The organism is Enterobacter sp. RHBSTW-00175, assembly GCF_013927005.1.
Lineage (GTDB): Bacteria > Pseudomonadota > Gammaproteobacteria > Enterobacterales > Enterobacteriaceae > Enterobacter.
This window is the reverse complement of record NZ_CP055930.1, coordinates 25,339-52,129: the sequence shown is the minus strand read 5'-3', so window position 1 is coordinate 52,129 and position 26,791 is coordinate 25,339. Positions and strand designations below refer to the sequence as shown.

General features: G+C 52.2%; 26 protein-coding genes and 1 pseudogene. 11 read left to right on the top strand and 16 right to left on the bottom strand.

Features of this window, described 5'->3' with window-relative positions:
- Positions 1 to 177: 177 nt before the first annotated feature.
- Together fumA and HV107_RS00265 are read right to left on the bottom strand one after the other, a co-directional pair.
- Positions 178 to 1,827, bottom strand: a complete 1,650-nt coding sequence (gene fumA, locus HV107_RS00270) for a class I fumarate hydratase FumA (RefSeq protein WP_182061600.1) — start codon at positions 1,825 to 1,827, stop codon at positions 178 to 180.
- Between the two features lie 52 nt (positions 1,828 to 1,879).
- Positions 1,880 to 3,388: an anion permease gene (locus tag HV107_RS00265; protein ID WP_220458423.1), complete on the bottom strand. Its 1,509-nt coding sequence runs from the start codon at positions 3,386 to 3,388 to the stop codon at positions 1,880 to 1,882.
- 611 nt (positions 3,389 to 3,999) lie between these two features.
- Between HV107_RS00265 and HV107_RS00260 the strand changes: the two genes are divergently transcribed.
- Positions 4,000 to 6,777: a flavocytochrome c gene (locus HV107_RS00260; RefSeq protein ID WP_182061599.1), complete on the top strand. Its 2,778-nt coding sequence runs from the start codon at positions 4,000 to 4,002 to the stop codon at positions 6,775 to 6,777.
- 114 nt (positions 6,778 to 6,891) lie between these two features.
- Positions 6,892 to 7,854 carry an FAD:protein FMN transferase gene (locus tag HV107_RS00255; protein ID WP_182061598.1) on the top strand — a complete coding sequence of 321 codons (963 nt, stop codon included), beginning with the start codon at positions 6,892 to 6,894 and terminating at the stop codon, positions 7,852 to 7,854.
- On the opposite strand, the gene dcuR is transcribed toward HV107_RS00255, so the two are convergent.
- Complete coding sequence (gene dcuR / locus HV107_RS00250) at positions 7,835 to 8,554, bottom strand: two-component system response regulator DcuR (RefSeq protein WP_182061597.1); 720 nt, start codon at positions 8,552 to 8,554, stop codon at positions 7,835 to 7,837. The genes HV107_RS00255 and dcuR overlap by 20 nt on opposite strands.
- Positions 8,551 to 10,179, bottom strand: coding sequence for a sensor histidine kinase (locus HV107_RS00245; RefSeq protein ID WP_182061596.1), 1,629 nt, complete (start codon positions 10,177 to 10,179; stop codon positions 8,551 to 8,553). The genes dcuR and HV107_RS00245 overlap by 4 nt, the downstream gene beginning before the upstream one ends.
- A gap of 163 nt (positions 10,180 to 10,342) precedes the next feature.
- On the opposite strand from HV107_RS00245, the gene HV107_RS00240 reads away from it, so the two are divergent.
- Positions 10,343 to 11,206: an N-acetylmuramic acid 6-phosphate etherase gene (locus tag HV107_RS00240; RefSeq protein ID WP_182061595.1), complete on the top strand. Its 864-nt coding sequence runs from the start codon at positions 10,343 to 10,345 to the stop codon at positions 11,204 to 11,206.
- Between the two features lie 58 nt (positions 11,207 to 11,264).
- On the opposite strand, the gene ompC is transcribed toward HV107_RS00240, so the two are convergent.
- The gene (ompC, locus tag HV107_RS00235; protein ID WP_182061594.1) at positions 11,265 to 12,407 is read right to left on the bottom strand and encodes a porin OmpC; all 1,143 of its coding nucleotides are present in this window, start codon (positions 12,405 to 12,407) and stop codon (positions 11,265 to 11,267) included.
- Positions 12,408 to 13,032: 625 nt separating this feature from the next.
- Here ompC and drpB point away from each other — a divergent pair.
- The 4 genes from drpB to HV107_RS00215 all read left to right on the top strand — a co-directional run bounded on the left by drpB (position 13,033) and on the right by HV107_RS00215 (position 16,016).
- A complete protein-coding gene (drpB, locus tag HV107_RS00230; RefSeq protein WP_182061593.1) occupies positions 13,033 to 13,302 on the top strand; it encodes a cell division protein DrpB in 270 nt (89 codons plus the stop codon).
- A 51-nt stretch (positions 13,303 to 13,353) separates the two neighbouring features.
- Complete coding sequence (locus tag HV107_RS00225; protein WP_182061592.1) at positions 13,354 to 14,055, top strand: phosphohydrolase; 702 nt, start codon at positions 13,354 to 13,356, stop codon at positions 14,053 to 14,055.
- A gap of 61 nt (positions 14,056 to 14,116) precedes the next feature.
- Complete coding sequence (locus HV107_RS00220; RefSeq protein WP_310649386.1) at positions 14,117 to 15,532, top strand: DNA cytosine methyltransferase; 1,416 nt, start codon at positions 14,117 to 14,119, stop codon at positions 15,530 to 15,532.
- The gene (locus HV107_RS00215; RefSeq protein WP_182061590.1) at positions 15,513 to 16,016 is read left to right on the top strand and encodes a very short patch repair endonuclease; all 504 of its coding nucleotides are present in this window, start codon (positions 15,513 to 15,515) and stop codon (positions 16,014 to 16,016) included. The genes HV107_RS00220 and HV107_RS00215 overlap by 20 nt, the downstream gene beginning before the upstream one ends.
- Here HV107_RS00215 and yedA read toward each other — a convergent pair.
- On the bottom strand, positions 15,976 to 16,890 hold the full coding sequence (gene yedA, locus HV107_RS00210; RefSeq protein ID WP_182061589.1) for a drug/metabolite exporter YedA: 915 nt from the start codon (positions 16,888 to 16,890) through the stop codon (positions 15,976 to 15,978). The genes HV107_RS00215 and yedA overlap by 41 nt on opposite strands.
- Positions 16,891 to 17,068: 178 nt before the next feature.
- Here yedA and HV107_RS00205 point away from each other — a divergent pair, with 178 nt between their 5' ends.
- From HV107_RS00205 to dgcQ, 3 genes are all read left to right on the top strand, one after another.
- A complete protein-coding gene (locus HV107_RS00205) occupies positions 17,069 to 17,980 on the top strand; it encodes a DUF808 domain-containing protein (RefSeq protein WP_409050240.1) in 912 nt (303 codons plus the stop codon).
- Between the two features lie 78 nt (positions 17,981 to 18,058).
- Complete coding sequence (locus HV107_RS00200; RefSeq protein ID WP_014070867.1) at positions 18,059 to 18,241, top strand: YodC family protein; 183 nt, start codon at positions 18,059 to 18,061, stop codon at positions 18,239 to 18,241.
- Positions 18,242 to 18,355: 114 nt separating this feature from the next.
- Positions 18,356 to 20,056, top strand: coding sequence for a cellulose biosynthesis regulator diguanylate cyclase DgcQ (dgcQ, locus tag HV107_RS00195; protein WP_182061588.1), 1,701 nt, complete (start codon positions 18,356 to 18,358; stop codon positions 20,054 to 20,056).
- Here dgcQ and HV107_RS00190 read toward each other — a convergent pair.
- Positions 20,041 to 20,850 carry a mannosyl-3-phosphoglycerate phosphatase-related protein gene (locus tag HV107_RS00190; RefSeq protein WP_182061587.1) on the bottom strand — a complete coding sequence of 270 codons (810 nt, stop codon included), beginning with the start codon at positions 20,848 to 20,850 and terminating at the stop codon, positions 20,041 to 20,043. The genes dgcQ and HV107_RS00190 overlap by 16 nt on opposite strands.
- Before the next feature lie 301 nt (positions 20,851 to 21,151).
- Entirely contained in the window at positions 21,152 to 21,364 is a 213-nt protein-coding gene (yodD, locus tag HV107_RS00185; protein WP_014070864.1) for a YodD family peroxide/acid resistance protein, read from the bottom strand.
- 127 nt (positions 21,365 to 21,491) lie between these two features.
- Between yodD and dsrB the strand changes: the two genes are divergently transcribed.
- Positions 21,492 to 21,680, top strand: coding sequence for a protein DsrB (gene dsrB / locus HV107_RS00180; protein ID WP_182061586.1), 189 nt, complete (start codon positions 21,492 to 21,494; stop codon positions 21,678 to 21,680).
- A 106-nt stretch (positions 21,681 to 21,786) separates the two neighbouring features.
- On the opposite strand, the gene rcsA is transcribed toward dsrB, so the two are convergent.
- The 8 genes and pseudogenes from rcsA to fliL all read right to left on the bottom strand — a co-directional run bounded on the left by rcsA (position 21,787) and on the right by fliL (position 26,782).
- Entirely contained in the window at positions 21,787 to 22,410 is a 624-nt protein-coding gene (gene rcsA, locus HV107_RS00175; protein WP_182061585.1) for a transcriptional regulator RcsA, read from the bottom strand.
- Positions 22,411 to 22,698: 288 nt separating this feature from the next.
- A pseudogene (gene fliR, locus HV107_RS00170) lies at positions 22,699 to 23,491 on the bottom strand (flagellar biosynthetic protein FliR); the annotation flags it as partial.
- Between the two features lie 7 nt (positions 23,492 to 23,498).
- Positions 23,499 to 23,768 (bottom strand): flagellar biosynthesis protein FliQ, encoded by a 270-nt coding sequence (gene fliQ / locus HV107_RS00165; RefSeq protein ID WP_182061583.1) that lies wholly within the window; start codon positions 23,766 to 23,768, stop codon positions 23,499 to 23,501.
- A gap of 10 nt (positions 23,769 to 23,778) precedes the next feature.
- The gene (gene fliP, locus HV107_RS00160) at positions 23,779 to 24,516 is read right to left on the bottom strand and encodes a flagellar type III secretion system pore protein FliP (protein WP_014070859.1); all 738 of its coding nucleotides are present in this window, start codon (positions 24,514 to 24,516) and stop codon (positions 23,779 to 23,781) included.
- Positions 24,516 to 24,890 carry a flagellar biosynthetic protein FliO gene (fliO, locus tag HV107_RS00155; protein ID WP_182061582.1) on the bottom strand — a complete coding sequence of 125 codons (375 nt, stop codon included), beginning with the start codon at positions 24,888 to 24,890 and terminating at the stop codon, positions 24,516 to 24,518. The genes fliP and fliO overlap by 1 nt, the downstream gene beginning before the upstream one ends.
- Positions 24,891 to 24,892: 2 nt before the next feature.
- Positions 24,893 to 25,306: a flagellar motor switch protein FliN gene (gene fliN / locus HV107_RS00150; RefSeq protein WP_028019594.1), complete on the bottom strand. Its 414-nt coding sequence runs from the start codon at positions 25,304 to 25,306 to the stop codon at positions 24,893 to 24,895.
- Positions 25,303 to 26,307: a flagellar motor switch protein FliM gene (gene fliM, locus HV107_RS00145; RefSeq protein WP_182061581.1), complete on the bottom strand. Its 1,005-nt coding sequence runs from the start codon at positions 26,305 to 26,307 to the stop codon at positions 25,303 to 25,305. The genes fliN and fliM overlap by 4 nt, the downstream gene beginning before the upstream one ends.
- Positions 26,308 to 26,311: 4 nt before the next feature.
- Positions 26,312 to 26,782, bottom strand: coding sequence for a flagellar basal body-associated protein FliL (fliL, locus tag HV107_RS00140; RefSeq protein WP_014070855.1), 471 nt, complete (start codon positions 26,780 to 26,782; stop codon positions 26,312 to 26,314).
- Between the last annotated feature and the right edge of the window lie 9 nt (positions 26,783 to 26,791).

The following is a 26,791-nucleotide window of genomic DNA, read 5'->3' as shown; positions in this document are numbered from 1 at the left end:
TACGATGCCTTTTTTATCATGTCATCTGCTGGTTAGCACCCAATTTTATCCCTTTGAGTTCACACAATTAGCAACAAGCGAAGGGGGCCTTTTATATGAAAGCGATGGGAATAAAAAAGCCTGCGGGAGCAGGCTTTTGAATAGTGCAGTCTGTTTTACCAGGTTACGCGATGGTGCTTAACGCTGCGTACAACCCGCGCACTGTTTGTTCTGGATCTGCTGGAAGAAGTCATTACCTTTGTCATCCACCAGAATGAACGCCGGGAAGTTTTCCACTTCGATTTTCCAGATAGCTTCCATGCCCAGTTCCGGGTACGCCACGCATTCCAGGCTCTTAATGCTGTTTTGCGCCAGTACCGCTGCCGGGCCGCCGATGCTGCCGAGGTAGAAGCCACCGTGTTTGTGGCAGGCATCGGTCACCTGCTGGCTGCGGTTACCTTTTGCCAGCATGATCATGCTCGCGCCATGCGATTGCAGTAAATCCACGTACGAGTCCATTCGGCCAGCGGTGGTTGGGCCTAACGAGCCGGAGGCATAGCCTTCAGGTGTTTTCGCCGGGCCTGCATAGTAGATCGGATGATCTTTTACGTATTGCGGCAGTTCTTCGCCATTGTCGAGCAACTCTTTCAGTTTGGCGTGGGCGATATCGCGCGCCACGATGATGGTACCGTTCAAAGACAAGCGTGTAGACACTGGATGAGCAGAAAGCTGTGCCAGGATCTCGGTCATTGGCTTATCCAGGTTAATGCTGACCACCTCGCCTTCGCCCTGCTGGCGGAGTGCATCAGGAATGTACTGGCCTGGGTTATGTTCCAGTTTTTCAATCCAGATACCGTCGCGGTTGATTTTCGCTTTGATGTTACGGTCTGCGGAGCAAGAGACGCCCATGCCAATTGGGCAAGAAGCACCGTGACGCGGCAGGCGGATCACGCGGATATCGTGGGCGAAGTACTTGCCGCCAAACTGCGCGCCAAGCCCCAGGTTTTGCGCTTCCTGCAACAGTTCCTGTTCGAGCTGAATATCGCGGAACGCCTGGCCGTGTTCGTTGCCTTCAGTTGGCAAACCATCGTAGTAACGGGTAGACGCCAGCTTCACGGTTTTCAGGGTACTTTCAGCAGAAGTCCCGCCGATAACGAAGGCAATATGGTAAGGAGGACAGGCCGCTGTACCCAGGGTACGCATCTTCTCGACCAGGTAATTTTTGAGTTTCGCCGGGGTGATCAGCGCTTTGGTTTCCTGGTACAGATAGGTTTTGTTGGCTGAACCGCCGCCTTTTGCCATGCACAGGAATTTGTACTCGTCGCCATCAACGCTATAAAGATCGATCTGCGCAGGCAGGTTGGTACCGGTATTCACCTCTTTATACATATCCAGCGCGGCATTCTGTGAATAACGCAGGTTGTCTTCAATATAGGTGTTATACACGCCCTGGCTGAGTGCGGCCTCATCGCCGCCGCCGGTCCAGACGCGCTGGCCTTTTTTACCCATAATGATTGCTGTGCCGGTGTCCTGGCAGGTTGGCAATACGCCTTTGGCGGCGATCTCTGAGTTACGCAGGAATTGCAGCGCGACGTACTTGTCGTTTTCGCTCGCTTGCGGATCGTTCAGGATAGCGGCGACCTGCTTCTGGTGAGACGGGCGTAGCATAAAGGCGGCATCGTGGAAGGCCTGCTGTGCCAGAAGAGTCAGGGCTTCAGGCTCAACTTTGAGGATTTCCTTTCCATCGAACTCACTAACAGAAACGTGCTCTTTGGTCAGCAGATAGTATTCGGTATCGTCGTGCGCGAGAGGGAAGGGGTTCTGGTAGTAAAAGGGTTTGTTTGACATAACTTGCTCCACAAAAATTAAACCGCCGGAGGATTGGTCCGGCGGTCAGAAATCAGAACATCATGGACATCCACGGATAACCAATCAGCAGCAGGGCTGCCAGGAAGATGGCACCGAAGATAGTGCCCAGGCGCCAGTAGTCTTTGGTTGGCAGGTAACCACTACCGTAATAAATCGGGCTTGGGCCAGTACCGTATGGGGTGATGATCCCCATGATACCCAGCGACGTCACCATCAGCAGGACAAACACTTCCATATTCATGCCCGGAATGGTGGAGGCGATGGTCAGCATCGCTGGCAACAGAGCCGTGGTGTGCGCGGTGGTGCTGGCAAACAGGTAGTGCAGCAGATAGAACGCCAGCAGCAGAACGATAGTTGCAACACCCGGAGAGATGCCGCTCATCAGCTGGCCACCTTCTTTACCCAGCCAGCTGATAAAGCCGGTTGAGGAAAGACCATCGGCCAGTGCGACCAGGGTGGCAAACCAGACGAAGGTGTTCCATGCGGCTTTGTTACCGGTGATGTCGTTCCATTCCAGTACGCCAGTCCACAGCATCAGACCCACGATTAACAGGGCAGCCATTGCCGGTTCGATCCACGCAGCAGCGAAGATCCACATCAGCAGCGCACAGCACACGAACACCAACAGCAGGATTTCATTACGGGACAGTTTGCCCAGTTTTTCCAGTTCACGGCTTGCCCACAGCGGCACTTCGTCGTTCACTTTGACTTCTGGTGGGTAGAACCAGTAGGCCAGCAGTGGCATCACCATAATCAACAGCACGCCCAGCGGCAGGAAGGCGATGAACCAGGTACCCCAGGAGATGTTAATCCCTACGGTGCTTTTCACCAGCGCCAGCGCCAGCAGGTTAGGTGCCAGAGCAGAAAGGAACATAGAACTGGTGATACAGGCCGCAGTGATCGCCACCCACATCAGGTACGAACCAATTTTACGCGCGCTTGGGTCATTAGGTTTTGAACCATACAGCGGCGGCAGGTTAGCGATGATAGGGTAGATTGTGCCGCCGCTACGTGCGGTGTTGGATGGCGTAAACGGTGCCAGCAGCAAGTCCGCGAAGGTGATGGCGTAACCGAGCGTCAGGCTGCGACGGCCCAGATACTTCACCAGAATCAGCGCCAGACGGCGACCGAAGCGGGTTTTGTCATAACCTGCTGCAAACATGAAAGCACCGAAAATCAGCCAGACGGTCGAGTTACCGAAACCGCTCACCGCCCATTTAAAGGAGGCGCCCGCCAGTTTGAATTTAGGGTCGGCCAGTTGTTCAGGGCTAAAAAGCACCCACTGGCTGCACAGGGCAATAGCCACGACACCCGTCAGGCCGATAACGGCGCCTGGCAGGGGTTCGAAGATTAACCCCACGATCACGCCCACAAAGATAGCGAAGTAGTGCCATGCATAAGGTGGCAACCCTTCAGGAACGGGAACAAACAGAAGCAGCACGGCAACGATAATTGGCAGAGCCATCATCAGCAGACGTTTTGCGTTTCCGTCTGTTGCCTTACTCGCCACCGGGGGCGTTACAGCAGTTTTTGTATTCATAATTTCACGTCTTAAGTTGTCAAAAATTCGGTTTATGCAGAAATGACAAATTCGCTTTCTTTAGTTTCTTTGCTTTTTTTAGTTATTAAAGGTGCGTTTTTGTAATTTCATTAATAACGACTCAACGCATTTCTGGATGCGTTAAATTAAAAAATGATGATGTTTATATATTGCGCCTTTGGATGCCAGATCTGTTGATCGCGATCAATAAAATAGAATCGCAGGAGTATTTTTAATCTTTCGAAAATAACCCTATAGAGCTATGTGGATATTATTGGTTTTATTATTTAAATTGTTTCTTTTTGATAACATTCGAGATGGGTTGTTTTGGTTATTTTATTGTTTTTGTTGGGTTTTATGTGCGTTACTCAGGTGCTGATTGGTAAGTGAAAGGTTAACGGTGTTTAAATTATTGTGAATAAAGTAATTTATATCACTAACACCAATGTGTTATTAATGTTACCGAAGGGATTAAATAGTTTTATAACTAACGTAATAGCTTTAGAAACTAAAAAAATCATTATATTAATATCATGACATCGGCATAAAAAATCGAAATAAAACTGAGCCCGATAACGAATTCTTAAATTTTAAAGTTTGGAGTTTCTATTATGAGTACTAACGAACGCATCCTTAGCCCTTTCACTCTGCCAAACGGTACTGAACTTAAAAACCGCTTATTAATGGCTCCGATGACAACCTGTACCGGCTATTACGATGGTACGGTAACCAGCGAGTTGGTGGAGTACTATCGGGCACGCTCCGGCAGCATCGGTACCATCATTGTTGAATGCTGCTTTATCGACGATCTTGGGCTTGCCTTCCCGGGCGCTATCGGTATCGATAACGACGAAAAAATCGCCGGCCTGGCAAAAATCGCCGAGGCGATCAAATCCAATGGTTCTAAAGCGCTTCTTCAGATTTACCACGGCGGCCGTATGGTCGACCCAAAACTGATCGGCGGGCGTACACCGGTTGGGCCGAGCGCAGTTGCCGCGCCGCGCGAGGGCGCCGCAACTCCGGTTGCCCTGACCACCAAAGAAGTGGAAGGCATGATCGGCAAGTTTGGTGAAGGCGTACGTCGTGCGATTCAGGCGGGTTTTGATGGCGTCGAAATCCATGGCGCAAATACCTACCTGATCCAGCAGTTTTACTCCCCGAACTCTAACCAGCGTACTGACGAGTGGGGTGGCAGCCGCGATAACCGCGCGAAATTCCCGCTGGCCGTACTGGAGATAACCCATAAAATGGTACGCCAGTACGCGGATGACGCGTTCATTATTGGCTACCGTTTCTCGCCTGAAGAGATGGAAGTCCCTGGCATCCGTTTTGATGACACCATGTACCTGCTGGAAAAACTGGCGGCCCGTGGCGTGGATTATCTGCATTTCTCCGTGGGGGCAACGCTGCGCCCGTCAATTGTCGACACGCAAGACCCAACCCCACTTATCGAAAAATACTGCGCGATGCGTTCCGACACGCTGGCACAAATCCCGGTCATGGGCGTGGGCGGTGTGGTGAATGCCGCTGATGCTAATAACGCCATAGACAAGGGTTACGATCTGATTGCCGTTGGTCGTGCGACCATCGCGTATCCTGACTGGACCGACCGTATTGCTGCCGGTGAAACCCTTGAGCTGTTTATGGACAGCACCCAACGCGAAGCGCTGAGCATCCCGGAACCGCTGTGGCGCTTCTCGCTGGTGGAAGCGATGATCCGCGATATGAGCATGGGCGAATCAAAATTCAAACCGGGCATGTTCGCTGAAAAAGTGCAGGACGATGTAAACGAGTTGGTGATTAACGTCAGCCTCGAAACGGACCGTATTGCGGACATCGAACTGGCGTTCGGCCCGAGCCAGGACGTGGAGTTTGTAACCAGTTTTGAAGAGATCCGCTCCCGTATTCTGGATGCCAACACCCCGCATGTGGATGCCATCACTGGTGCCACCAGCCAGAGCGAAGCGGTGAAAAAAGCTGTTTCCAAAGCAATGCTCAAATCCAGCAAAGCACTGGCAGCGGAAGAAGGTGCCGACCCAAACGAAACCAAATCTGTTGATGTGGTGGTTATCGGCAGCGGTGGCGCAGGCCTGGCGGCGGCGATTCAGGCGCATGACGAAGGTGCGAGTGTACTGATTGTCGAAAAAATGCCAACCATCGGCGGTAACACCATTAAAGCGTCTGCCGGGATGAACGCAGCGGAAACCCGCTTCCAGCGTGTGAAAGGCATTCAGGACAGCAAAGAGCTGTTCTACCAGGAAAGCCTCAAAGGCGGCGGCAACAAGAACAACCCGGAACTGCTGCGTCGCTTTGTGGAAAACGCGCCAGAGGCGATCGAATGGCTGGCAACCCGCGGCATCATGCTGAACGACATCACCACCACCGGTGGGATGAGCATTGACCGTACTCACCGTCCGAAAGATGGTTCTGCGGTGGGCGGATATCTGATAAGCGGCCTGGTGCGTAACGTCACCAAACGCAACATCGACGTGATGCTGGATACCTCCGTCAGTGACATCATTTTCGAAAACGGCGAAGTGACCGGTGTACGCCTGACAACCGAGGATAACGAAACCGTCACCGTGGCCACCAAAAGCGTAATTGTCGCCACCGGCGGCTTCAGCGCCAACAGCCAGATGGTCGTGAAATACCGTCCGGATCTGGAAGGTTTCGTGACCACTAACCATAAAGGTGCAACAGGTGGCGGTATCGCGCTGCTGGAGCGTATCGGCGCTGGCACTGTTGATATGGGCGAAATTCAGATTCACCCGACCGTTGAGCAGAAAACCTCTTACCTGATTTCCGAATCCATCCGTGGTGGTGGTGCGATTCTGGTGAACCAGCAGGGGAACCGCTTCTTCAATGAAATGGAGACGCGCGATAAAGTCTCTGCCCAGATTATTGCCCTGCCTGAAAAATACGCTTACATCGTCTTTGATGAGCATGTCCGTGCGAAAAACAAAGCTGCTGATGAGTATATCGCCAAAGGTTTCGTCACCAGTGCCAGCTCACCAAAAGCCCTGGCTGAAACCTTAGGAATGGATTATCACGCTTTCCTGGCAACGCTCGAACGCTATAACGGCTTTGTTGAAAAACAGCACGATGATGACTTCGGCCGTACCACCGCACTGCGTGCGCCAATCAACGAAGGGCCATTCCATGCCATTCAGATTGCGCCGGGCGTACACCATACGATGGGTGGCGTAACCATCAACACCGAAACCTGTGTGCTGGACAACGACTACCAGGTTATCCCGGGGGCATTCGCCGCAGGTGAAGTGGTTGGCGGTATTCACGGTGGTAACCGTATTGGGGGGAACGCAGTGGCAGATATCATTATTTTTGGTACGCTTGCCGGACATCAGGCAGCGATGCGTTCGAAAATGTAATGGCCTCATGCCCGGTAGCTCTGTGCTTACCGGGCATGAAACGTACAAATGGCACCTGACCCGTAGGCCGGATACGCGTTGCGCATCCGGCATGTCAACCAAGGAGCCCTGTCCATGCCGTCTGCCAATCGTGTCTACAGTTATTCCGCCGTGCTGATGGGTTCGCCCATCCTTCTGAAACTTTTTTCCCACGACGAGGCGCTTGCCTCCCGCGTTTTCCGTTTAATCAAACAGTATGAAGATTTGCTCACCGTAAACCGCGCGCAATCTCAGGTGATGGATATCAACCATGCGGCCGGGCGTCACCCGGTTTCCGTCAGCCAGCCTGTATTTGAACTTATTCGCTGCGCAAAAGCCACCAGCCTGTACCCGGGAAGTGCCTTTAATCTGGCGATCGGCCCGCTGGTGAAACGCTGGAAAATTGGTTTTAAGGGCGACACCGTACCACCAGCTGACGACATTGCTTCACTGCTTTCGATTACCCGGCCCGAAGATGTCCTGCTTGATGAGGCAAACAGCAGCGTATGGCTGGCCAAAGCGGGAATGGAAATTGACCTGGGTGCCATCGCCAAAGGGTATATCGCCGACAGGGTGCGCGATTACCTGCGTAAAGAGGGCGCAGACCTGGGGCTGATTAACCTGGGCGGCAACATCCAGACGCTGGGATCGCCGGAAGGCGGCTGGAGCGTGGGGCTGAAAAAACCGTTTGCCGCGGATGAACTGATTGGCTCGATGGACGTCGAGAATATGTCCGTTGTGACTTCCGGAACGTATGAGCGTTACTTTGAGCAAGACGGTAAACGTTATCACCATATTCTTGACCCGCGCACCGGTTATCCGCTGGATAATGAGCTGGACAGCGTGACGATTGTTTCAAAGAACTCTATCGACGGCGATATCTGGACTACGCTGATGTTTGGCATGGGGGTTGAGAAGGGCTGCGTGGCGTTGCGGGCGCGGCCTGACATTGAAGCCATCTTCGTCACGAAAGCGAAAGAGGTGGTTTTCTCATCTAAACACCTCTTCCGCTTTACCTTACTGGATAACGATTACCGCGTTACTGACAGTACTGTCTGAGCAGGCCAATCTGTTCCGGCTGGAGCCGGTAGCGATACACCGGACGCCCCGTTGCGCCGTAGTGAATGCTGGTGAACAGAATGGTGATTTGCGCCAGCCAGATGAGGTATTTGCGGCACGACACCCGCGAAATATTCACTGCGTTTGCCAGGTCGTCGGTTGAAAACTCCATATCCGGGTGGCCGTCGATCCACTGACAAATGGTGCGCAACGTCTGTGGAGTTAAACCTTTCGGCAGACGCTTGCTGTCTGCCAGTTCCGGCGCGCCACCGTGCAGCAGCCGATCGACATCCGCCTGTTCATAATACTGGTGCGATCCCATCAGGCTGTGTTTCGCCTTCCAGCCGTTCAGCGCCTCTTCAAAACGCGGGAACTGGAACGGTTTAATCAGGTAATCCACCACGCCGTAATGCATGGATGTCTGGATCGTCACCGCATCGGATGCTGAAGAGATCATGATGACGTCAATCTGGCGACCAGATGCGCGAATGACAGGCAGGAGATCCAGCCCGTTATCCTGCTGCATGTAGACGTCCAGCAGCACCAGATCGATAGGCTGAGCCGGATTATTAATATACGCCTCGGCCTGGTTGAGCGTGGAGGCGACGCCGCAGCAGCTAAATCCCTCAACGCGGTTAACATACAGACGGTTGAGGTCGGCTACCATGGCATCATCATCGACAATTAATACATTTATCACGCGATATTCCTCTCGCTATCCCAGGGGATCTGAACAAAAAATTGGGTAAAAACGCCAGGTTCCGACTCGACGGTGATGTCTCCGCCGAGGTTGTGGATCTGCTGGCGAGCAAGGAACAGCCCAACACCACGGTTTTCACCTTTCGTTGAGTAGCCTTTATTAAAAATATCTTCCAGCCGCACGGGGTCAATTCCGGGGCCGTCATCGCTAACTTCACAGCTGAGCCAGCCATTCTGGTAGTGCAGTAGCAGGCTAATTTCGCCTTCGCGCTGGCCCGTCATCGCATCCAGTGCATTTTCAATCAAATTACCGAGCACGGTAATGAGCACCGCGACCTGTTCTTCGTTGGTGCAATCCGGGAGCAGACACTCATCGGCCAGGGTCAGGGTAAAACCGGCCTCCTTGGCGCGATTAATTTTGCCCAGTAAAAAGCCCGCGATCACCGGGGACTTAATCTTGCCCTGAATCGCGCCGATGTCAGTCTGGTAATTTTGCGCGGTCTGGATAATGTACTCTTCCAGTTTGTCGTAACGCTTCATGTGCAGCAAACCCAGGATGACATGCAGCTTATTCATAAACTCGTGGGTATGGGAACGCAGGGCATCGACGTAGTTGACCATGCCGTCAATGCGTTGCATCAACTGGCTGATTTCAGTCTTATCACGGAAAGTGCTGATGGCCCCAATCACCTGATTCTGGCTCTTAACAGGCACCATATTACAGAGCAGCAAACGGCCGTTGCAGCTGATCTCCTGATCCTGACGGGCAACCCCGGTTTTTGACACCTCTCTCAGGCTTGCCAGTAGAGGGGAGTGGGGTGGTTCACCCGAGTTTTCAGCGGATTGGCCCGATGGCAGCAGCAAAATCTGCCGGGCTGCGTGGTTTATCATCGTGACCCGTCCGTGAATGTCGACGGCGACAACTCCTTCACGCAAGGACTGTAACATCGCCTGACGTTGCTCAAACAGCGCGGAGATTTCATAAGGCTCCAGGCCAAACAGAATACGCTTCAGGACGCGGACCAGGCCCCAGATCCCAAGAGAGCTCATCAGGATACTGAACAGGATGGTCCAGAGGGCATTTTGCCGCCCGCGCGTGATTTGCTCTTCAACTTTATTGAGTGAAATCCCCACCACGACAACGCCAATCTGTTCGTGTTGCGCATCATAGATGGGGGTAAACACACGCAGCGCCTCTGCGAGTACGCCCCGATTGACGGAGACGTTCTCTTTTCCCTCCAGCGCCGGGGTCAGGTCATCCCCGATAAAATGTAGCCCTAAGAGCGCTTCGTTCGGGTGAGAGTACCGAATCCCCCGCATATCGGTCACGACCGTGAACAGCAGATCGTTGCGCTGCGTGATGGCCTGTGCAATGGGCTGAATGATATCGGCCTGCGGCGGTTGCATCAGCCCGCGCTTGACCTCCGGGCTGTCGGCCAGCGTTCTGGCAATCCCCAGGGCGGTATCTTTAACATCATCGCGCGTTGCCCTGGTGATTTGCACAGAATAGAGCGCGAACACGACCAGCAGTACCGATCCGATAATGGCGCAGACCATCAGGGTGACCAGTGTGTTCAGCTTCATGGGGCGCTTGCGCGTCAGGGGAAAAGGCTGCAAATCGCTCATCAACACTCCGCGATGAATAAGAAAGGGCTAATTATCGCCGATGACGGGCGTTTCTTAAAGCTATGTAAAACTTGCCTTTGCTCCTCTTTTCGTGAACCTCCTCGCATGTCATCTATATAAAACCCTTTATAGTGTGTGTGAACTCATAATAAGGAGGCTGTTTATGAGCACTATGCTTACCGGTTCAGTCAAGGAAAGACGGCATTCCAGCACGATCAACATTGATAGATTATCCACGCTGGACATGCTGCAAGTCATTCACCAGGAAGACGCAAACATCTCCTCTGCCATTACCCCATTTTTAAACACCATTGCCCGCGTGGTTGATAACGCTGCGGCAACCCTGAGCCATGGCGGCCGCCTGGTGATTGTGGGGGCGGGGCCTTCCGGGCGGGTAGCAGAACAGGCGGCGAAAGAGTATGCACCAGGCAAGCATCCCGTTATTGCCCTTACGGCGGGTGACGGCGCCGGAAATTATGAACGGGGTGTGGCCGAACTCCAGGCAATCAAATTTGGCGAGCACGATATGATGTTGGCCCTGACCGTCAGCGGTAAAACGCCGTGGGTGTGGGGAGCAATGCGACACGCCTGGTCGTTGGGGTCGCCGCTGGCGGTCATCACCAGCGATGCGCAAAGTGAAGCGGCACAGCTGGCGAGCATGGTGATCGCACCTGAGCTGGGCGCTGATGTGGTGGCGGGTTTTAGCAACACTAAAGCCGGGATCGCCCAGAAAATGATCCTTAATATGGTGACCACCGGTCTGGCGGTTCGTAGCGGGCGCGTTTACAGCAATCTGCGGGTGGATCTTGAAGCCAGCAGTACCAAATGGACAGAACGGCAAATTGCAATCGTGATGGAAGCGGGCGGCTGTACCCGGGCGGTAGCGAAAGCCGCGCTGGAAAGCTGCAATCACAACTGTAAAACCGCCGTGCTGATGGTGCTGACCGGCCTGGATGCGTGGAATGCCCATGAACTGCTTTCACAGAATAATGGGTTTATTCGGGTGGCCTTGCAGGAAGCGCCTTAATCACTAAAGCGTGAGACAAAAAAGCCCGCAAGAAGCGGGCTTTGGTGTTTTTGGGGGATTAGAACTGGTAGGTCATGCCAATACCAACGATGTCATCGGTAGAAATATCGTATGCATCATACAAAGCTTCGTCCTGATCCAGCATGTTGATTTTATAATCAACATAGGTGGAGAAGTTTTTGTTGAAGCTATAGGTCATGCCCAGGTCGATATAGTTAACCAAGTCCTTATTGAATCCCTTACCGTCCAGATCTTTACCTTTTGAGTAAACCCATGCCAAAGAAGGACGCAGTCCGAAGTCGAACTGGTATTGTGCGACTGCTTCAAAGTTCTGAGTCTGGTTGGCGATACCAAAGTTACCGATTGGCGTCATGTTGCTGGTTTCAGCATACATCATTGCCAGATAGATGCTGTTAGCATCGTATTTCGCACCAACGGTCCAGGCTTCTGCCTTTTCACCGCCAGCATAACCGACGCTTTCTGAGCTTTTGCCATATGCAACTTGCTCATTAGTACGGTCAGAAGAGGAGTATGCTGCACCGAGGCTCAGGCCAGACAGATCACCAGAGAAGTCATAAGACGTGGAGATACCGAAGCCGTCACCGTTCTGGAAACGTACATCGTCATGACCGTTTTTGGTGCCTTCCTGATCTTCTGTTTGATCCTGACCTTCGTTAGCGCCTTGATACTGTAACGCGAAGTTCAGGCCATCAACCAGGCCGAAGAAATCAGAGTTACGGTAAGTTGCCAGACCGTTAGCACGGCCATTCATAAAGTTGTCAGTCCAGGTGTAAGAATCGCCACCGAATACTGGAAGCATATCCGTCCAGGCTTCAACGTCATAGACAACGCCGTAATTACGACCGTAATCAAATGAACCGTATTCACCATACTTCAGGCCAGCATATGCCAGTCGGTTGAATGATTTATCACCGGCGCCCTCAGTGTCATTTGCGTAGGTCTTATATTCCCACTGACCGTAACCAACCAGATCGTTAGTGATCTGGGTTTCGCCTTTGAAACCAATCTGCACGTAGGTTTCATCACCATCGTCGCCAGGGTTATCAGAGAAGGTATGACGTGCATCGACTTTACCGTACAAGTCAACTTTATTACCGTTTTTGTTGTAAATTTCAGCCGCATTTGCTGCGCCTGCGATTAACATTGCGGGTACAAGAATTGCCAGAACTTTTCTTTTCATTATATATTCCCTATAAATATAGATTCTATGAATATACGTAATCACCCTCCGTAATTACAGCGTCGATACTATTCTATGTGATGTGAAATTCGTTCAAAAATAAATGTAATTAAATGATTATTTTTATTTCAATATATTTCTATTAATCTCTTTATTTTTCAAATCTATGAGTGTTGGAAAAGTATTTTCATGAGTTATGCTTATATTTTCATGGTGTTATGTATTGGCTGTGAGTTGCGGTTATTGATTTTGTAAATGAGTTAGAACGAATTTTGGGCTTTGGTATTTGTATTTTGTATGTATTTATTCGAGGTTTTAAAACACGTTCATTAAATATCTCATTGAAATAAATGGCTATAAAAATAGGTGATGGAAGAAAAACGTTTTCTGCTGTAATTGTATTTTACGCAAACGGTTTAAATGAAGGGGAATCGGAATTAGTGCCTTCACCATGCAAAGTGGCAAGCGCAGTGTGGGAAATTTGTCTGAGATCAACTTAACGCAAACTGAGGTGCAGAAAGTGCCGCCAGGGCCAGCATTCAGCGAAAAAATGTGATAAAAATCACAAAAAACGAATGTGCGATGTGAAACCGGTAACGTAGCGACCGTGAAACTGGGGTTGAGAATGGAACAAAAAAACGATCGTAGCCTGGGAGGCAAACTGGCCCTGTGGGTGTTCTATGCATTTTGTGGATATTTCATGTGGGCCATGGTCCGCTATGTGTGGGTTGTCAGTAAAATTCCTGCCGTGTCGTGTGCCGTTGTGGAGGGCGATTTAGGGTCAACCAGCGGTAAATGGCTTGGCGCATTCCTGGGGTTTTTAGTTCTGGGTGCTGTTGGCCTGATTCTGGGTGGGATTGCCTGGTACACGCGTCCCCGTGCCGACAGGCCGTGATAGCCGTACGGAAAGTTGCTATTGTAGCCGTTTTGGCGACAGGACAAGATTATGGAACTTGCGCAGTGGCAACGCCGCTTCGAAAGCTGGCTGGAGCAACATCATTCTACCGATGATACCGCACATGATATCTCGCACTTTCGCCGGGTCTGGCTGACGGCACAGAAGATGATGGTCAACGAGGCCGTCGATCCGCTGGTGGTGCTCACCTCATGCTATTTCCATGACATTGTCAGCCTGCCAAAAAATCACCCTGAACGCAGCCAGTCCTCAGCGCTTGCGGCACGCAAGGCACGCCAGATCCTGGCGGACGATTTCCCTGATTTTCCGCCAGAGCGCTACAGTGCCGTGGAACATGCAATAGAAGCGCACAGCTTTAGCGCCGGGATCGCGCCTCGCACTCAGGAGGCGAAAATTGTCCAGGATGCTGACAGGCTTGAAGCACTTGGCGCCATTGGCCTGGCGCGTGTTTTTGCCGTATCGGGGGCATTAGGCGTGCCATTGTTTGATGCTAATGATCCCTTTGCCGATTCACGTACGTTGAATGACAAAGCCTTTGCACTGGATCATTTCCAGACCAAACTGCTGCGTCTGCCCGAAACCATGCAAACGGAAATCGGGCGCGACATGGCACGTCACAATGCCGATTACCTGATTCAGTTTATGGCGAAACTGAGCGCCGAATTACAGGGCGACTGCCTGGGTGTCGACAGCCAGGTGCAGAGCCGCTTCCGTCGCAGTTTGCAGGCCTGAACTGTGGTAATCTGTTTCCAGTCTTTATTGTCCGGTTAAAAGAATGCAGGAAAATCGATCAGTGACTGAACCCGCGCCAGCGCAGGCGGCGAAATCTACGGTAGCTGTGCAGGCATTACTGCGTCAGTTGCTGGATATCTATGATGCAAAAAGCCTGGCAAACCAGCTGGAGGCTTACGGTGAAAGCCACTGGAGCCCGGCAATACTGAAAAGACTGCTGACCAGCGAGCGGGCGGGGCATCGTCTGAGCGACGGTGAATATCGCTATCTGCAAAATTTGCTTCCGCGCCCTCCGGCTGCACACCCGAACTATGCTTTCCGTTTTATCGATCTCTTTGCCGGTATCGGCGGTATCCGGCACGGTTTTGAAGCCATTGGCGGCCAGTGCGTATTTACCAGCGAATGGAACAAACATGCCGTGCGCACCTATAAAGCGAACTGGTATTGCGATCCTGCCAGCCACCAGTTTAATGCCGATATCCGCGAAGCGACCCTGAGCCATAAAGACGGTGTAACCGATAAAGACGCTGCTGAACATATACGCCAGACCATCCCGGAACATGATGTGCTGCTGGCGGGCTTCCCGTGCCAGCCGTTTTCGTTAGCCGGGGTGTCGAAGAAAAATGCGTTAGGACGCGCCCACGGCTTTGCCTGCGACACCCAGGGGACGCTGTTTTTTGATGTGGCCCGTATTATTGATGCCCGCCGTCCGGCCATTTTTGTGCTGGAAAACGTGAAGAATTTAAAGAGCCACGATGGCGGGAAAACCTTCCGTATCATCATGCAAACGCTCGATGACCTTGGTTACGATGTGGCGGATTCACAGGATATGGGAGCCGACGATCCGAAAATTATCGATGGCAAACATTTCCTGCCGCAACATCGTGAGCGCATTGTGCTGGTGGGATTCCGTCGCGACCTTAATCTGAAGGGGGATTTCACCCTGCGGGATATCCCGTCTTTGTATCCGGCGCGTCGTCTAACCGTTGCTGAACTACTGGAACCTGCTGTGGACGCGAAGTTCATCCTGACGCCAGTGCTGTGGAAGTACCTCTATCGCTATGCCAAAAAGCACCAGGCCAAAGGTAATGGCTTCGGTTTCGGTATGGTTAACCCGAAAGAGCCGGGCAGTGTGACCCGTACTTTATCGGCCCGCTATTACAAAGATGGCGCAGAGATCCTCATCGACCGTGGATGGGATAAAGCACTGGGCGAGAAGGATTTTGACGACCCGCAGAACCAGCTTCACCGACCGCGCCGTTTAACTCCACGCGAGTGCGCCCGGCTGATGGGTTTTGAAACACCGCAAGGGTATAACTTCCGTATTCCGGTGTCCGACACCCAGGCGTATCGTCAGTTTGGTAACTCGGTGGTAGTTCCGGCGTTTGCTGCGGTAGCAAAATTGCTGGCATCGCGCATCAGACAGGCCGTTGCGCTTCGTGAGAGTGAGACCGTCAATGACGGATGTGCACAATAAGGCCACCCGCAGCAAAAACATGCGTGCTATCGGCACGCGTGATACCGCAATCGAAAAACGGCTGGCAGGGTTGCTGGCTCAGGCAGGGTTTGATTTTCGGGTTCAGGATGCCGCGCTTCCGGGGCGTCCTGATTTCGTTATCGATCTCTACCAGTGCATCATCTTTACCCACGGTTGTTTCTGGCATCACCACAACTGCTATCTGTTCAAAGTGCCTGCTACCCGCACCGATTTCTGGCTGGACAAAATTGGCAAGAATGTGGCGCGCGACACGCGCGATATCGGGCTGCTTATCTCGCAAGGATGGCGGGTGCTGGTGGTGTGGGAATGCGCATTACGCGGCAAAATGAAGCTGGATGATGCAGGGCTTACCGAGCGTCTGGAAGAGTGGATCTGCGGCGGCGGTCAGGCCGCGCAGATAGACACTCAGGGCATTCACCCTTTTACAGTTTATCCGCCTCACAAGGCGTCACCACAGGTTTAGCGGGCAGCAAATACTTGCCTAATGTCACCAGCACAACCGCCATAATAATCACCCCTAACGCCAGCCATTCAACTGGCGACAGTGTCTCGCCCGCGAATCCCGTTCCCAGCAATACGGCCACAACCGGGTTGACGTAGGCATAGCTGGTTGCCACAGCCGGCGAAACATTACGGATCAGGAACATATATGCGTTGATGGCGATAATGGAGCCAAACAGAGCCAGATACCCTACGGCCAGGAAACCTGATAAATCCGGCATTGCTGTCAGTTTTTCACCGGAAATCATGGAGGCGATGAACAGCACAACACCTGCCGCGAGCATCTCAATCGCACCTGCCATCATGCCGGACGGCAATTCGATGCGGGAGCCATAAACGGAACCGAACGCCCAGCTCATAGAGCCAATCAGAATAAGAATTGCCCCCCACGGATTTCCGCTCAGATTGCCGCCGCTGTTAAGCAGAATAATCCCCGCAAGCCCGATACCAATTCCCATCCATTCCAGTTTACGGGTCCGGATACCGAAAAGACGACTAAAGCACAGCGTAAACAGCGGCACTGTGGCCACGACCACCGCAGCGATGCCGGATGGCACATTCTGGTGTTCTGCCACGGTTACAAAACCATTACCCACGGCCAGCAACAGTACGCCAATCAGGGCCGCATTTAACATCGGGCGCAGAGGCGGGAGTTTATGCCCACGCAGCAATAAAAAGGCCGTCAGCAGCACGCCCGCCGAGAGAAAACGCGTACCCGCCATCATCAGGGGGGGCCAGCTTTCCACACCGATACGAATGACAAAATAGGTGGAACCCCAGATGATATACAGTGAAAAAAGCGCTCCAAGGAGCGGTAACAGGTGCCGGAAACGCATAGTCCCTCACGACGAAATAAAAAGGTCGCTGATAGTAAACGTGAAAACTATCTCGCTGGCGAGCCCTTTAATTGTGTAGTTGATGTGAATTTTTTGTTGACTTGAGGTGCCTGTTCCAGGGTTTTGGCTTTTGCTCCATACTATTCACCTAATTACCAAAAAAAGAAGGATAGAGATTTTGGCAGGAAGTAGCTTGTTAACATTGCTGGACGATATTGCCACCTTGCTGGATGACATTTCGGTCATGGGAAAACTGGCGGCAAAAAAGACCGCCGGCGTCCTGGGGGATGATTTATCGCTGAATGCCCAGCAGGTGACCGGGGTGCGGGCAAACCGTGAATTGCCGGTTGTCTGGGGCGTGGCAAAGGGATCGTTTATTAACAAAGTGATCCTGGTGCCGCTGGCGCTGCTGATTAGTGCCTTCATTCCGTGGGCCATTACACCGCTATTGATGGTGGGGGGGGCGTTTCTCTGTTTTGAGGGCGTGGAAAAGGTCCTGCATTCATTTGCGTCCCGAAAAGAAAATGAGACGCCACTGGCGCGCCAGCAACGTCTGGAGGCGCTTGCCGCTCAGGACCCGACGGCTTTCGAGCGCGATAAGATCAAAGGCGCCATTCGTACTGACTTTATTCTGTCGGCGGAAATCGTGGCGATTACACTCGGGATTGTCTCTGAATCGCCGCTGCTTAATCAGGTGCTGATCCTCTCTGGTATCGCGATTCTGGTGACCGTGGGGGTGTATGGTCTGGTGGGGATTATCGTCAAACTGGACGATATGGGCTACTGGCTGGCCGAGAAGTCGAGCGTTATTGCGCAGACAGTTGGTAAAGGGTTACTGGTGCTGGCGCCGTGGCTGATGAAAATATTGTCGGTTGTGGGCACCCTGGCTATGTTCCTTGTGGGGGGCGGGATTGTGGTACACGGCATTGCACCACTTCACCACGCTATTGAACAGTTTGCCTCGGGGCAAGGAGCCATTGCGGCGGCGGTTGTACCAACTCTGGTAAATCTGGTACTGGGATTTATCATCGGTGGCGTGGTGGTCGCGGTGGTAAAACTGGTCGAAAAGATGCGTGGAACGTCGCACTAATTGTTACCTTCTCAGGGATGCAAAAAGGCCATTCCTCGTCTAAATTGAAACAGTTTCACCCTGATACAGGAGGCAGGTATGGTCTTTTTGGTCAGTGATGAAGTTAAGCCCAAGAATGGCGGTCCACGCATGATTGTCACCGGATATTCCAGCGGAATGGTGGAGTGTCGGTGGCATGATGGTTACGGTATCAAGCGGGAGGCTTTTCGTGAGGACGAGCTATTGCCTGGTGAAGGCCGGCAAAAGCGCGACAAGGCTTAATCACGTAACGCCCGGCCTCGCCGGGCGTTTTTACAGATAAGCAGGTAAATCGTACTGCACGTTTCTGCGCCAGGGTTGGGGCGGAGACTGTAGAGTGGCAATCAGGGAGTGTGTGTGCAGCGCGATACCTATGTGGTGAAACAAACTTTTCTGCAATGGCTGCGCAAACGCAGCAATCCCCGCTTGATTGTTAATCTCTGTTTTCTGGTGGTGTTAGTCTTTTCCACCCTACTGACCTGGCGTGAAGTGGTGGTGCTTGAGGGGGCGTATGTCTCCAGCCAACACAATCACCTGGAAACGGTCGCTACGGCGCTGGACAGACAATTGCAGTTCAGCGTGGATAAACTGCTTTTTTTCCGCCACGGTATGCGTGATGCGCTCCAGCTCCCACTGGCTTTCGGCGTATTACATGAAGCCGTTCAGCGTTTCGAAGACCTGCGTAACATCCCTTCCTGGCAGCTCGCGGTTGATAAAGACCGCACGCTACCGATAAATGGCGTGTCGGATGCGTTTGTAGAGAAAACCACGCTCCTGAATCGCGATGACGATCTGTTGAATAACGAACTCTCTGCAGCGCTTGAAGTAGGGTATTTGCTGCGTCTTGGCTCCTCGTCGACGCGTCAGGAAGAGCGGGTTGTGTACGTTTCTCGTGCCGGATTTTATCTCTCAACGGACACCGTCTCCCACACGGAAGATATCGTTCCTCGCTATTATCAACTGGTGACGCAGCCGTGGTTTGTACAGCAATCTGAGCGCGCGAATCGCGCGCGCGCGGTGCGTTGGTTTATCTCCCCACCGTCCTCCTGGACCGGTGGGGAGCAGGCAATTACCGCCAGCGTGCCCATCTATTTCGACCATTACTGGTACGGTGTTGTGGCGATGGATTTTTCCTTCTCCACCATGAAGCGTCTCCTGAAAGATGCGACGTCCGATCAAACGGAAGGGGAGTACCAGCTTTACGATACCCGGCTCAATCTGATTGCCACTTCAGCGCCCACCGCGGGCAACATTAACCATTTTGACGAACGCGAGCTGGCGCAGATGGCCTATGATATCGAAAGCGATACTGAGGGCGGGATCCGCCTGGGCAGTCGCTTTGTGAGCTGGGAACGGCTGGATCACTTTGATGGCGTTGTTCTGCGCGTTCATACGCTGCATGACGGTGTACGGGGTGATTTTGGCAGTATCAGCATTGTTCTTGCGTTGTTGTGGGCGCTCTTTACCGCCATGCTGTTGATCTCCTGGCTGGTGATCCGTCGGATGGTCAGTAACATGTATGCGCTTCAGCACACCTTGCAATGGCAGGCGTGGCATGACCCGTTGACTCGTCTGAATAATCGCGGTGCACTCTTCGAACGCGCAAAAATACTGGCGAAGAGCTGTTCTCAGCAGTCGCTGCCATTCTCGGTTATCCAGATCGATCTCGATCACTTCAAAAACATTAATGACCGCTTCGGCCATCAGGCCGGGGACCGGGTGTTATCACATTCGGCGGGGCTGATTGTCAGCGCGCTTCGTACCAACGATGTCGCCGGACGCGTGGGTGGAGAGGAGTTCTGTGTGGTACTGCCGGGTATTGCCCTGGAAGAGGCGGCAGAGATAGCAGAGCGCATTCGGTCACGCATCAACAGCAAAGAGATCCTGGTGAAAAAAAGCACCACTGTGCGCGTCAGCGCATCACTTGGCGTGAGCTGTGCGCAGGAAAAGGGCAACTACGACTTCGAGCAACTTCAGTCTATAGCGGATGCCCGGTTGTATCTGGCAAAACAAGGTGGGCGTAATCAGGTAGTGTGGGACGATCAGGATAAGAAGTGATCCAGCCCCTCGTGCCAGCCAGCAGGGCCGGGGAGTCTGGTGTGATACACCCGCGCGGGATTATCATCTTTAAGCTGTACACCCTGGCGGTTGATCCCTTTGACTATCACGGCGAAATCAACGCTGTCCAGAAGCGGGGCATCATTGGGACCATCACCCAGGCCCAGCGTGGTGGGTGTTATCCCTTCAAGCACGCGGTATTGTTCAATTAACCAGATTACCGCCCGATCTTTCCCTTCACGCGCATCCAGTATGTGCCAGAAGCGGGCACCCTGAACAAACTTCAGCCCCCGACGGGCGAGATCATCTTCAAAGCGTACCATTTGTTCATCGCTGTCGCGCCAGATAAGCGTAACGGAAGCCTCATGCCGGCGCGCCAGCGTTGCACGGGGGCGGTTAAGGCCGGTCCACTCGCTGATGACGCGCTCGTCAACGTCGTCAAAGGTGGTGAATTTGTAGCCCTCTTGCTGGCGGAGTTGTTCGATAAAGTGGCGAATGTTGCTGTGCGAAATGCCTTTTATCAGCCGGGGTGCCGCTGGGTGTGCTTCCCAGCGTACATCCAACTGTATCACCGCGCCGTTTTCAGCAATGAACGGTAATCCTTCAAGACCCAGATCCTGCTGGATAGCAATAACCTCCGCTGCCGTTTTACTGCTACAGAGAATGACCGGGATCTGATAGTCCTGGAGCCTGTCCAGCCAGGGCATCGCGGGTTGCCAGTCGTAGGTATGGATATCCAGCAGCGTACCGTCGAGGTCAGTAAAAACCAGCAGGGTGTCCTGTAGTGAAGGCATAACAACTCCTGATATAGAATTAGCTATTTTTTAAGAATATTCCTAAAAAAGAGCCACGCGTCGAATGGTTTTGTTATGGAACCGATACCGTTAAACCCGCTGACGTCGCATGTTGGTACACATAACTCAAACGAACATTGGTACTAAGTAATATTTATATAGAGAATATTTGCTTGTCATACAAAATTGTTGGGGATAGTGTGGATGGCACATCAGATTTCCTGGTGTAACGAATTTTCAAGTGCTTCTTGCATAAGCAAGTTTCATCCCGGCCATCCCCATGACCGGGATTTTTTTCGCGTTAACGGTTTATTTCCGTCACGCTAAAGTCGTGAATATCAAGCTCAAAGGCTTCGGCGAGCTCGCGATAGGTATGGTAATCCCGCCCGTTTACCATGACTCGCGTAGGGTCGTCTTCCCTCCGGCGAACTTCACTCTCACTAATTTCATTAATGGCGGCGAGCAGGGCATCGACATTCACATCGATATCGCTCTTCTCATTTCCGGTCTTCATTACTTACACCTCCTTCAACCCGTCCACTCTTAAGTATAGACCGCACACAAAAACGCCATTCGCGCCAGGCGCCGATGTGAGTTTTTGAGATTTGTTCTACACTGGCTCAAAACCACAGGAGGAATGTATGAAGGTCAACGATCGGGTAACTGTCAAAACGGACGGTGGGCCGCGCCGCCCAGGCGTCGTGCTGGCAATAGAAGAGTTCAATGAAGGCATCATGTACCTGGTGTCGCTGGAAGACTACCCGCTCGGTATCTGGTTCTTTAACGAACTGGGGCACCCGGATGGGATTTTTGTGGAAACGGTGGAATAATCGCGGGTCGGGCAGCACTCTGCGTGCCCGGCATCTGGCTAAATACATGCAAAAATCTCTGGCCAGGCCAGAGATCAAAGGTAGAGTACGAAAGATAAAAAGCGGGTTAGCGCATGTTAACGAAAATCCCGTTCGTCACATTATCGGTCAGGCGGACGACGTGGTAGATCACTTGCTTATTATGCGTTTTAATTTTCCTTTTAATATTTCCTTTATGTGACGATACCGTTTTGGCTTTGATATTCATTTGGTCAGAAATCTGAATTGTCCCTTGCCCTGCCATCCACATTTTTAACATACTTGATTCAGTTCTGCTTAATGATAGGGTCGGTAAGTTAACCGCTCCTACATTCTTAACTTCTTTATTCAAATAATCGCCCAGAATGTCATCCAGCGACTCTGGTTTAATCGACTTAGAACTGATCAATAAATTGTTACGGACTAACAAATATTCATCGAAATGGATATTTGCGATCGCCATAAAAACAATAAACAGAGTTTTAGGATGCTGATTAATGATTTGCTTTATTTGCTGACTGTTGGCTGGGTCGTGAATGAAACAGTCCTCATTAATAAACACCACGCCTGGCTTAAGTTCATCGCAAGCGGCTGCAAGTTCGTCAACGGTGTGTGCATCGTTGATGTCCCTCTTTCTTACCCCTCTGCTTGCCAGGTACCCGGTTAACCCTAGCCGGGTGTAACTGCATAAATCCATAATGATCGTTGACATGGCATACCCTCACTCAATGCGTAACGATAATTCACCATCTGCCTGAGAGCTCATAAACAGCCATACGGGATGGAAAAACATAATAAACCTGTGAGCATGACAAAGACTTTCAGGCGGACTCACTATCCCGTAAAGTTACGTATAATTTGCCAGGAATCATCTTAAAGTAAAGTAAATATTAAGTATTGTGAGTTGCTTAGAAACAATTAAACCGCGTCAGATATATCCTGGAAGATGTTTTACGGGTTTTATTTTAGGAATATCCTCAGAAAGACAATGTAAACATTGCGGGTTATTATTTACGTGGCAGTTCACTGACAATATCTGCTAACAGGTTGAATATCTCGCTGAATAAATGTTCACAGAACGGAGCGATAAGTGGCATGAGTAATGACATTAATAAAAGGCCGACCATCAGCGTCACCGGGAAGCCAATGACAAATACCGATAACTGTGGTGCCATTCTGTTCAGTAAACCTAATGACAGGTTAACGGTGAGCAGCAACGTAATGATCGGCAGCGCCAGCATCAGCCCGTTCAGGAAAATAAGCCCGGCGGCACGCGTCAGCGCCAGGAACGCATTACTGTTGACCGGCGACTCGCCAATCGGCAGCGTGTGGAAGGTATCCACCAGCATCGAGATCAACCACAGATGTCCGTTGAACGACAGGAACAACAGCATTGCCAGCAGGTCGATGATACGGGCCAGTACCGGCATGTTCAGGTGACTACCCGGGTCAACAAAGGTCGCGAAGGATAAGCCCATTTGCAGGCCGATCAGCTCGCCCGCGGTACGAATCGCCGCAAAGGCAAGTTGCATGGTAAAGCCAACGGCAACGCCAATCATTACCTGCTGCATGGCAACCCACAGCGCATTTGCTGACACAATCGGGATATTCACTGGCGGCAGCGAAGGGGCCACAATGATGGTAATGATGATGCCCAGCCCTACTTTGACCCGTTTGGGGACAGACTTTTCGCTAAGAATGGGGGCAGTTGAGATAAGCGCCATGATGCGAAGCATTGGCCAGAAGTAGACTCCCAGCCACTGAACCCACTGATCGCTTGTGATGTGCAGCATCGTTATCTCAGCCGATAATGTACGGCAGATTGGTAAACAAGTTACGCATGTAGTCCAGCAGCAAATTCAGCATCCACGGCCCGGCAATGATCATCGCCACGAAGACCGCGATAATTTTCGGAATGAACGACAGCGTCATTTCGTTAATCTGGGTGGCGGCCTGCAAAATACTGATGATAAGACCCGTCACCAGTGAAACAAGCAGCAGTGGAGCGGCAACGGCAATCGCGACTTTCATCGCCTCCGTGCCCATCATCATGACCGATTCTGGCGTCATTGCGCGTACCTTAACTGTAGAAACTCTGTGCCAGCGAGCTGACCAGCAATTGCCAGCCATCAACCAGCACAAAAAGCATGATCTTAAAGGGCAGGGCAATGGTTGCCGGCGGCACCATCATCATACCGAGCGCCATCAACACGCTCGCGATCACCAGGTCGATAATCAGGAACGGAATAAAGATGGTAAAACCAATCTGGAAAGCGGTTTTTAGTTCGCTGGTAACATAAGCGGGCAGCAGAATGCGCATCGGCACGGCTTCTGGCCCCTGCAATTCGCCGGTGTTCGCCAGGCGTGCAAATAAGGCCAGATCCGCTTCACGGGTCTGACGCAGCATAAATTCACGCAGCGGTTGCGCGCCTTTCTCAAGCGCATCCTGCATTGAAATCTTGTCTTCGCTGAAGGGCTGATAGGCGTCGGTATAAATCTTGTCGATAACCGGCGACATAATGAAAAAGGTTAAAAACAGGGCTAAGCCCAACAGCACCTGGTTAGGTGGTGCGGATGGAGTACCCAGCGCATTTCGCAGCAGACCAAAGACGATAATGATGCGGGTAAAGCTGGTCATCATCAGCAGGATTGCCGGGATAAAAGTCAGCGAGGTAATGAACACCAGTGTCTGAACGGGAAGCGACCAGCTTTGACCGCCGCCAGCGAGCGGAGTGGAGACCAGACCAGGTAGTTGCGCGTAAACGGAAGGCGCAAACAGGGCGATGCCCGCAAGCGTAAGGGATAACAAACGGCGCATCAGGATCTCCCGGAACGCTTAAGCAAACTCTTCATGACGGACTGAAAATCCGCTGGGGGTTCTGCATTCGCTTCAGCCGTATCCGGCGCAGGCGGCAGTTTATGTAATACATTGATGTTTGTTGCGGTAACGCCCAGCACCAGCCGCGCGTCTTCAACATCGACAATGACCACGCGTTCGCGTGGCCCAAGCGTGGTGCTGGCGCTGACCTTAATGCCTCGCCCGGCGGCGGTTTTACCCGCCAGACCAAAGCGTTTAGCAATCCAGGCGACGATAAGAATAAAGGCAATAACACCAAACAGCGCGCCGCTCACCTGGAGCAGGGGCGAACCGGGTACGGCTGAAGGCTGCGATACTGTTGCCTCGGTTTTCATTCTTAACGGCTCAGACGACGCATACGTTCAGACGGGGTGATGATGTCAGTGATACGCACGCCGTATTTATCGGCCACCACCACAACTTCACCCTGGGCAATCAGATAACCGTTGATCAGAATATCCAGCGGTTCACCGGCCAGGCCATCCAGCGCCACCACGGAACCCTGCGTCAGGCGCAGCAGTTCTTTAATGGTCATGCGGGTACGGCCCAGTTCAACGGTCAACTTGACCGGGATATCCATAATCAGGTCGATATCCTGCAATGTGCCGCTGACATCGCCGCCGCCTAACTGCTGGAATACCGCATCCGCCGCGCTTTTACTCGGGGTGGATTGTTGCTCGTTTAACGCGTCAGCCCACAGATCGTCCAGTGCTCCGCTGTTTTCATCGGACGGATTGTTCATGTCACTCATTTGGGCTGTTCCTCATTCAGCGAATTCAATATCGGGTTGATCAAGTGCTCAACGCGTAATGCATACTGGCCGTTTACCGTGCCGTACTGGCTTGTCAGCACAGGCACGCCATCGACATGGGCAATAATGCGGTCGGGTTTTTCTATCGGCAGAACATCGCCGGGTTGTAATTTCAGGATCTGGGATAACCGCAGCGGGATATCGGCAAAACTCGCGATCAGCTCAAGCTGAGAGTGTTGAACCTGGCGCACCAGGTTTTCACGCCAGTTCTGATCTTCGTGGCGTGAGTTCTCCAGCGGAGGGTTCACCAGCAGCTCGCGCAGTGGTTCAATCATGCTGAACGGCAGGCAGATGTTGAACTCACCGGTCAGGTTTCCGATCTCGACATGGAACGGGGTGTTAACGACGATATCGTTCGGCGATGTGGTGATATTGGTAAATTTCACCTGCATCTCGGAACGGACGTACTCCACATCCAGCGGGTTAATCGCTTTCCACGCGTCGCTATAGGACTCCAGCGCTAGCTTCAGCATCCGGTTGATAACGCGCTGCTCGGTGTGGGTAAACTCGCGTCCCTCAACTTTCGTCGGGAAACGGCCATCGCCACCAAACAGGTTATCAACCGCAATGAAGACCAGGCTTGGCGAGAACACAACCAGCCCGGTGCCGCGCAGCGGTTTCAGATGAATAAGGTTAAGGTTGGTTGGCACCGGCAGGTTGCGGGCAAACTCATGATACGGCTGAATGCGGATCGCACCGACGGTGATATCCGGGCTACGACGCAGCAGGTTAAACAGCCCCATACGGAACTGACGCGCAAAACGTTCGTTGATGATCTCCAGCGCCTGAAGACGCTCGCGCACCACGCGACGCTGGGTATTCGGGTCATAGGGACGAATATTGTCATCGCCACTCAGACCCGGTTGCGGATCATCACTCTTATCGCTGTCGCCGTTAAGCAACGCATCGATTTCTGCCTGAGAAAGAATACTGTCGCCCATGTCGTTACCGCAGAATGAAGGCTGTATACAGAACGTCAGTGACTTCCTGCTTAGGTTGACCATTTACCAGCGGCGTGGCCAGCGTTTGTTTAATGGCATCGACCAGCTTCTGCTTACCGTCATCGGTGGCAAGCGTGGAAGCATCCTGACGAGAGAACAGCAGCAGAAGACGGCTACGCACTTCAGGAAGGTAATCGTTCAGACGAGAACGGGTGGCTTCGTCTTTCAGGCGCAGCGTGATGCCAACATAAAGCACCCGATCCGCATCACCCAGGTTAACGGTGAAGGTATCCAGTGGGAAGAATACCGGGGCCGGTGGTGGTGGTGGTTCGGCTTTGGCCGTAGCAGAGGAAGGTTCCTGCTGCATACGCCAGTAACTATAGCCCGCGGTAGCGCAGGCGGCGAGCGTGATCAACACCAGCAGCGGGATCCAGATGGAACGCTTACTTTTTTTGGTTATAGCGGAGTCAGTCATCTGATACGA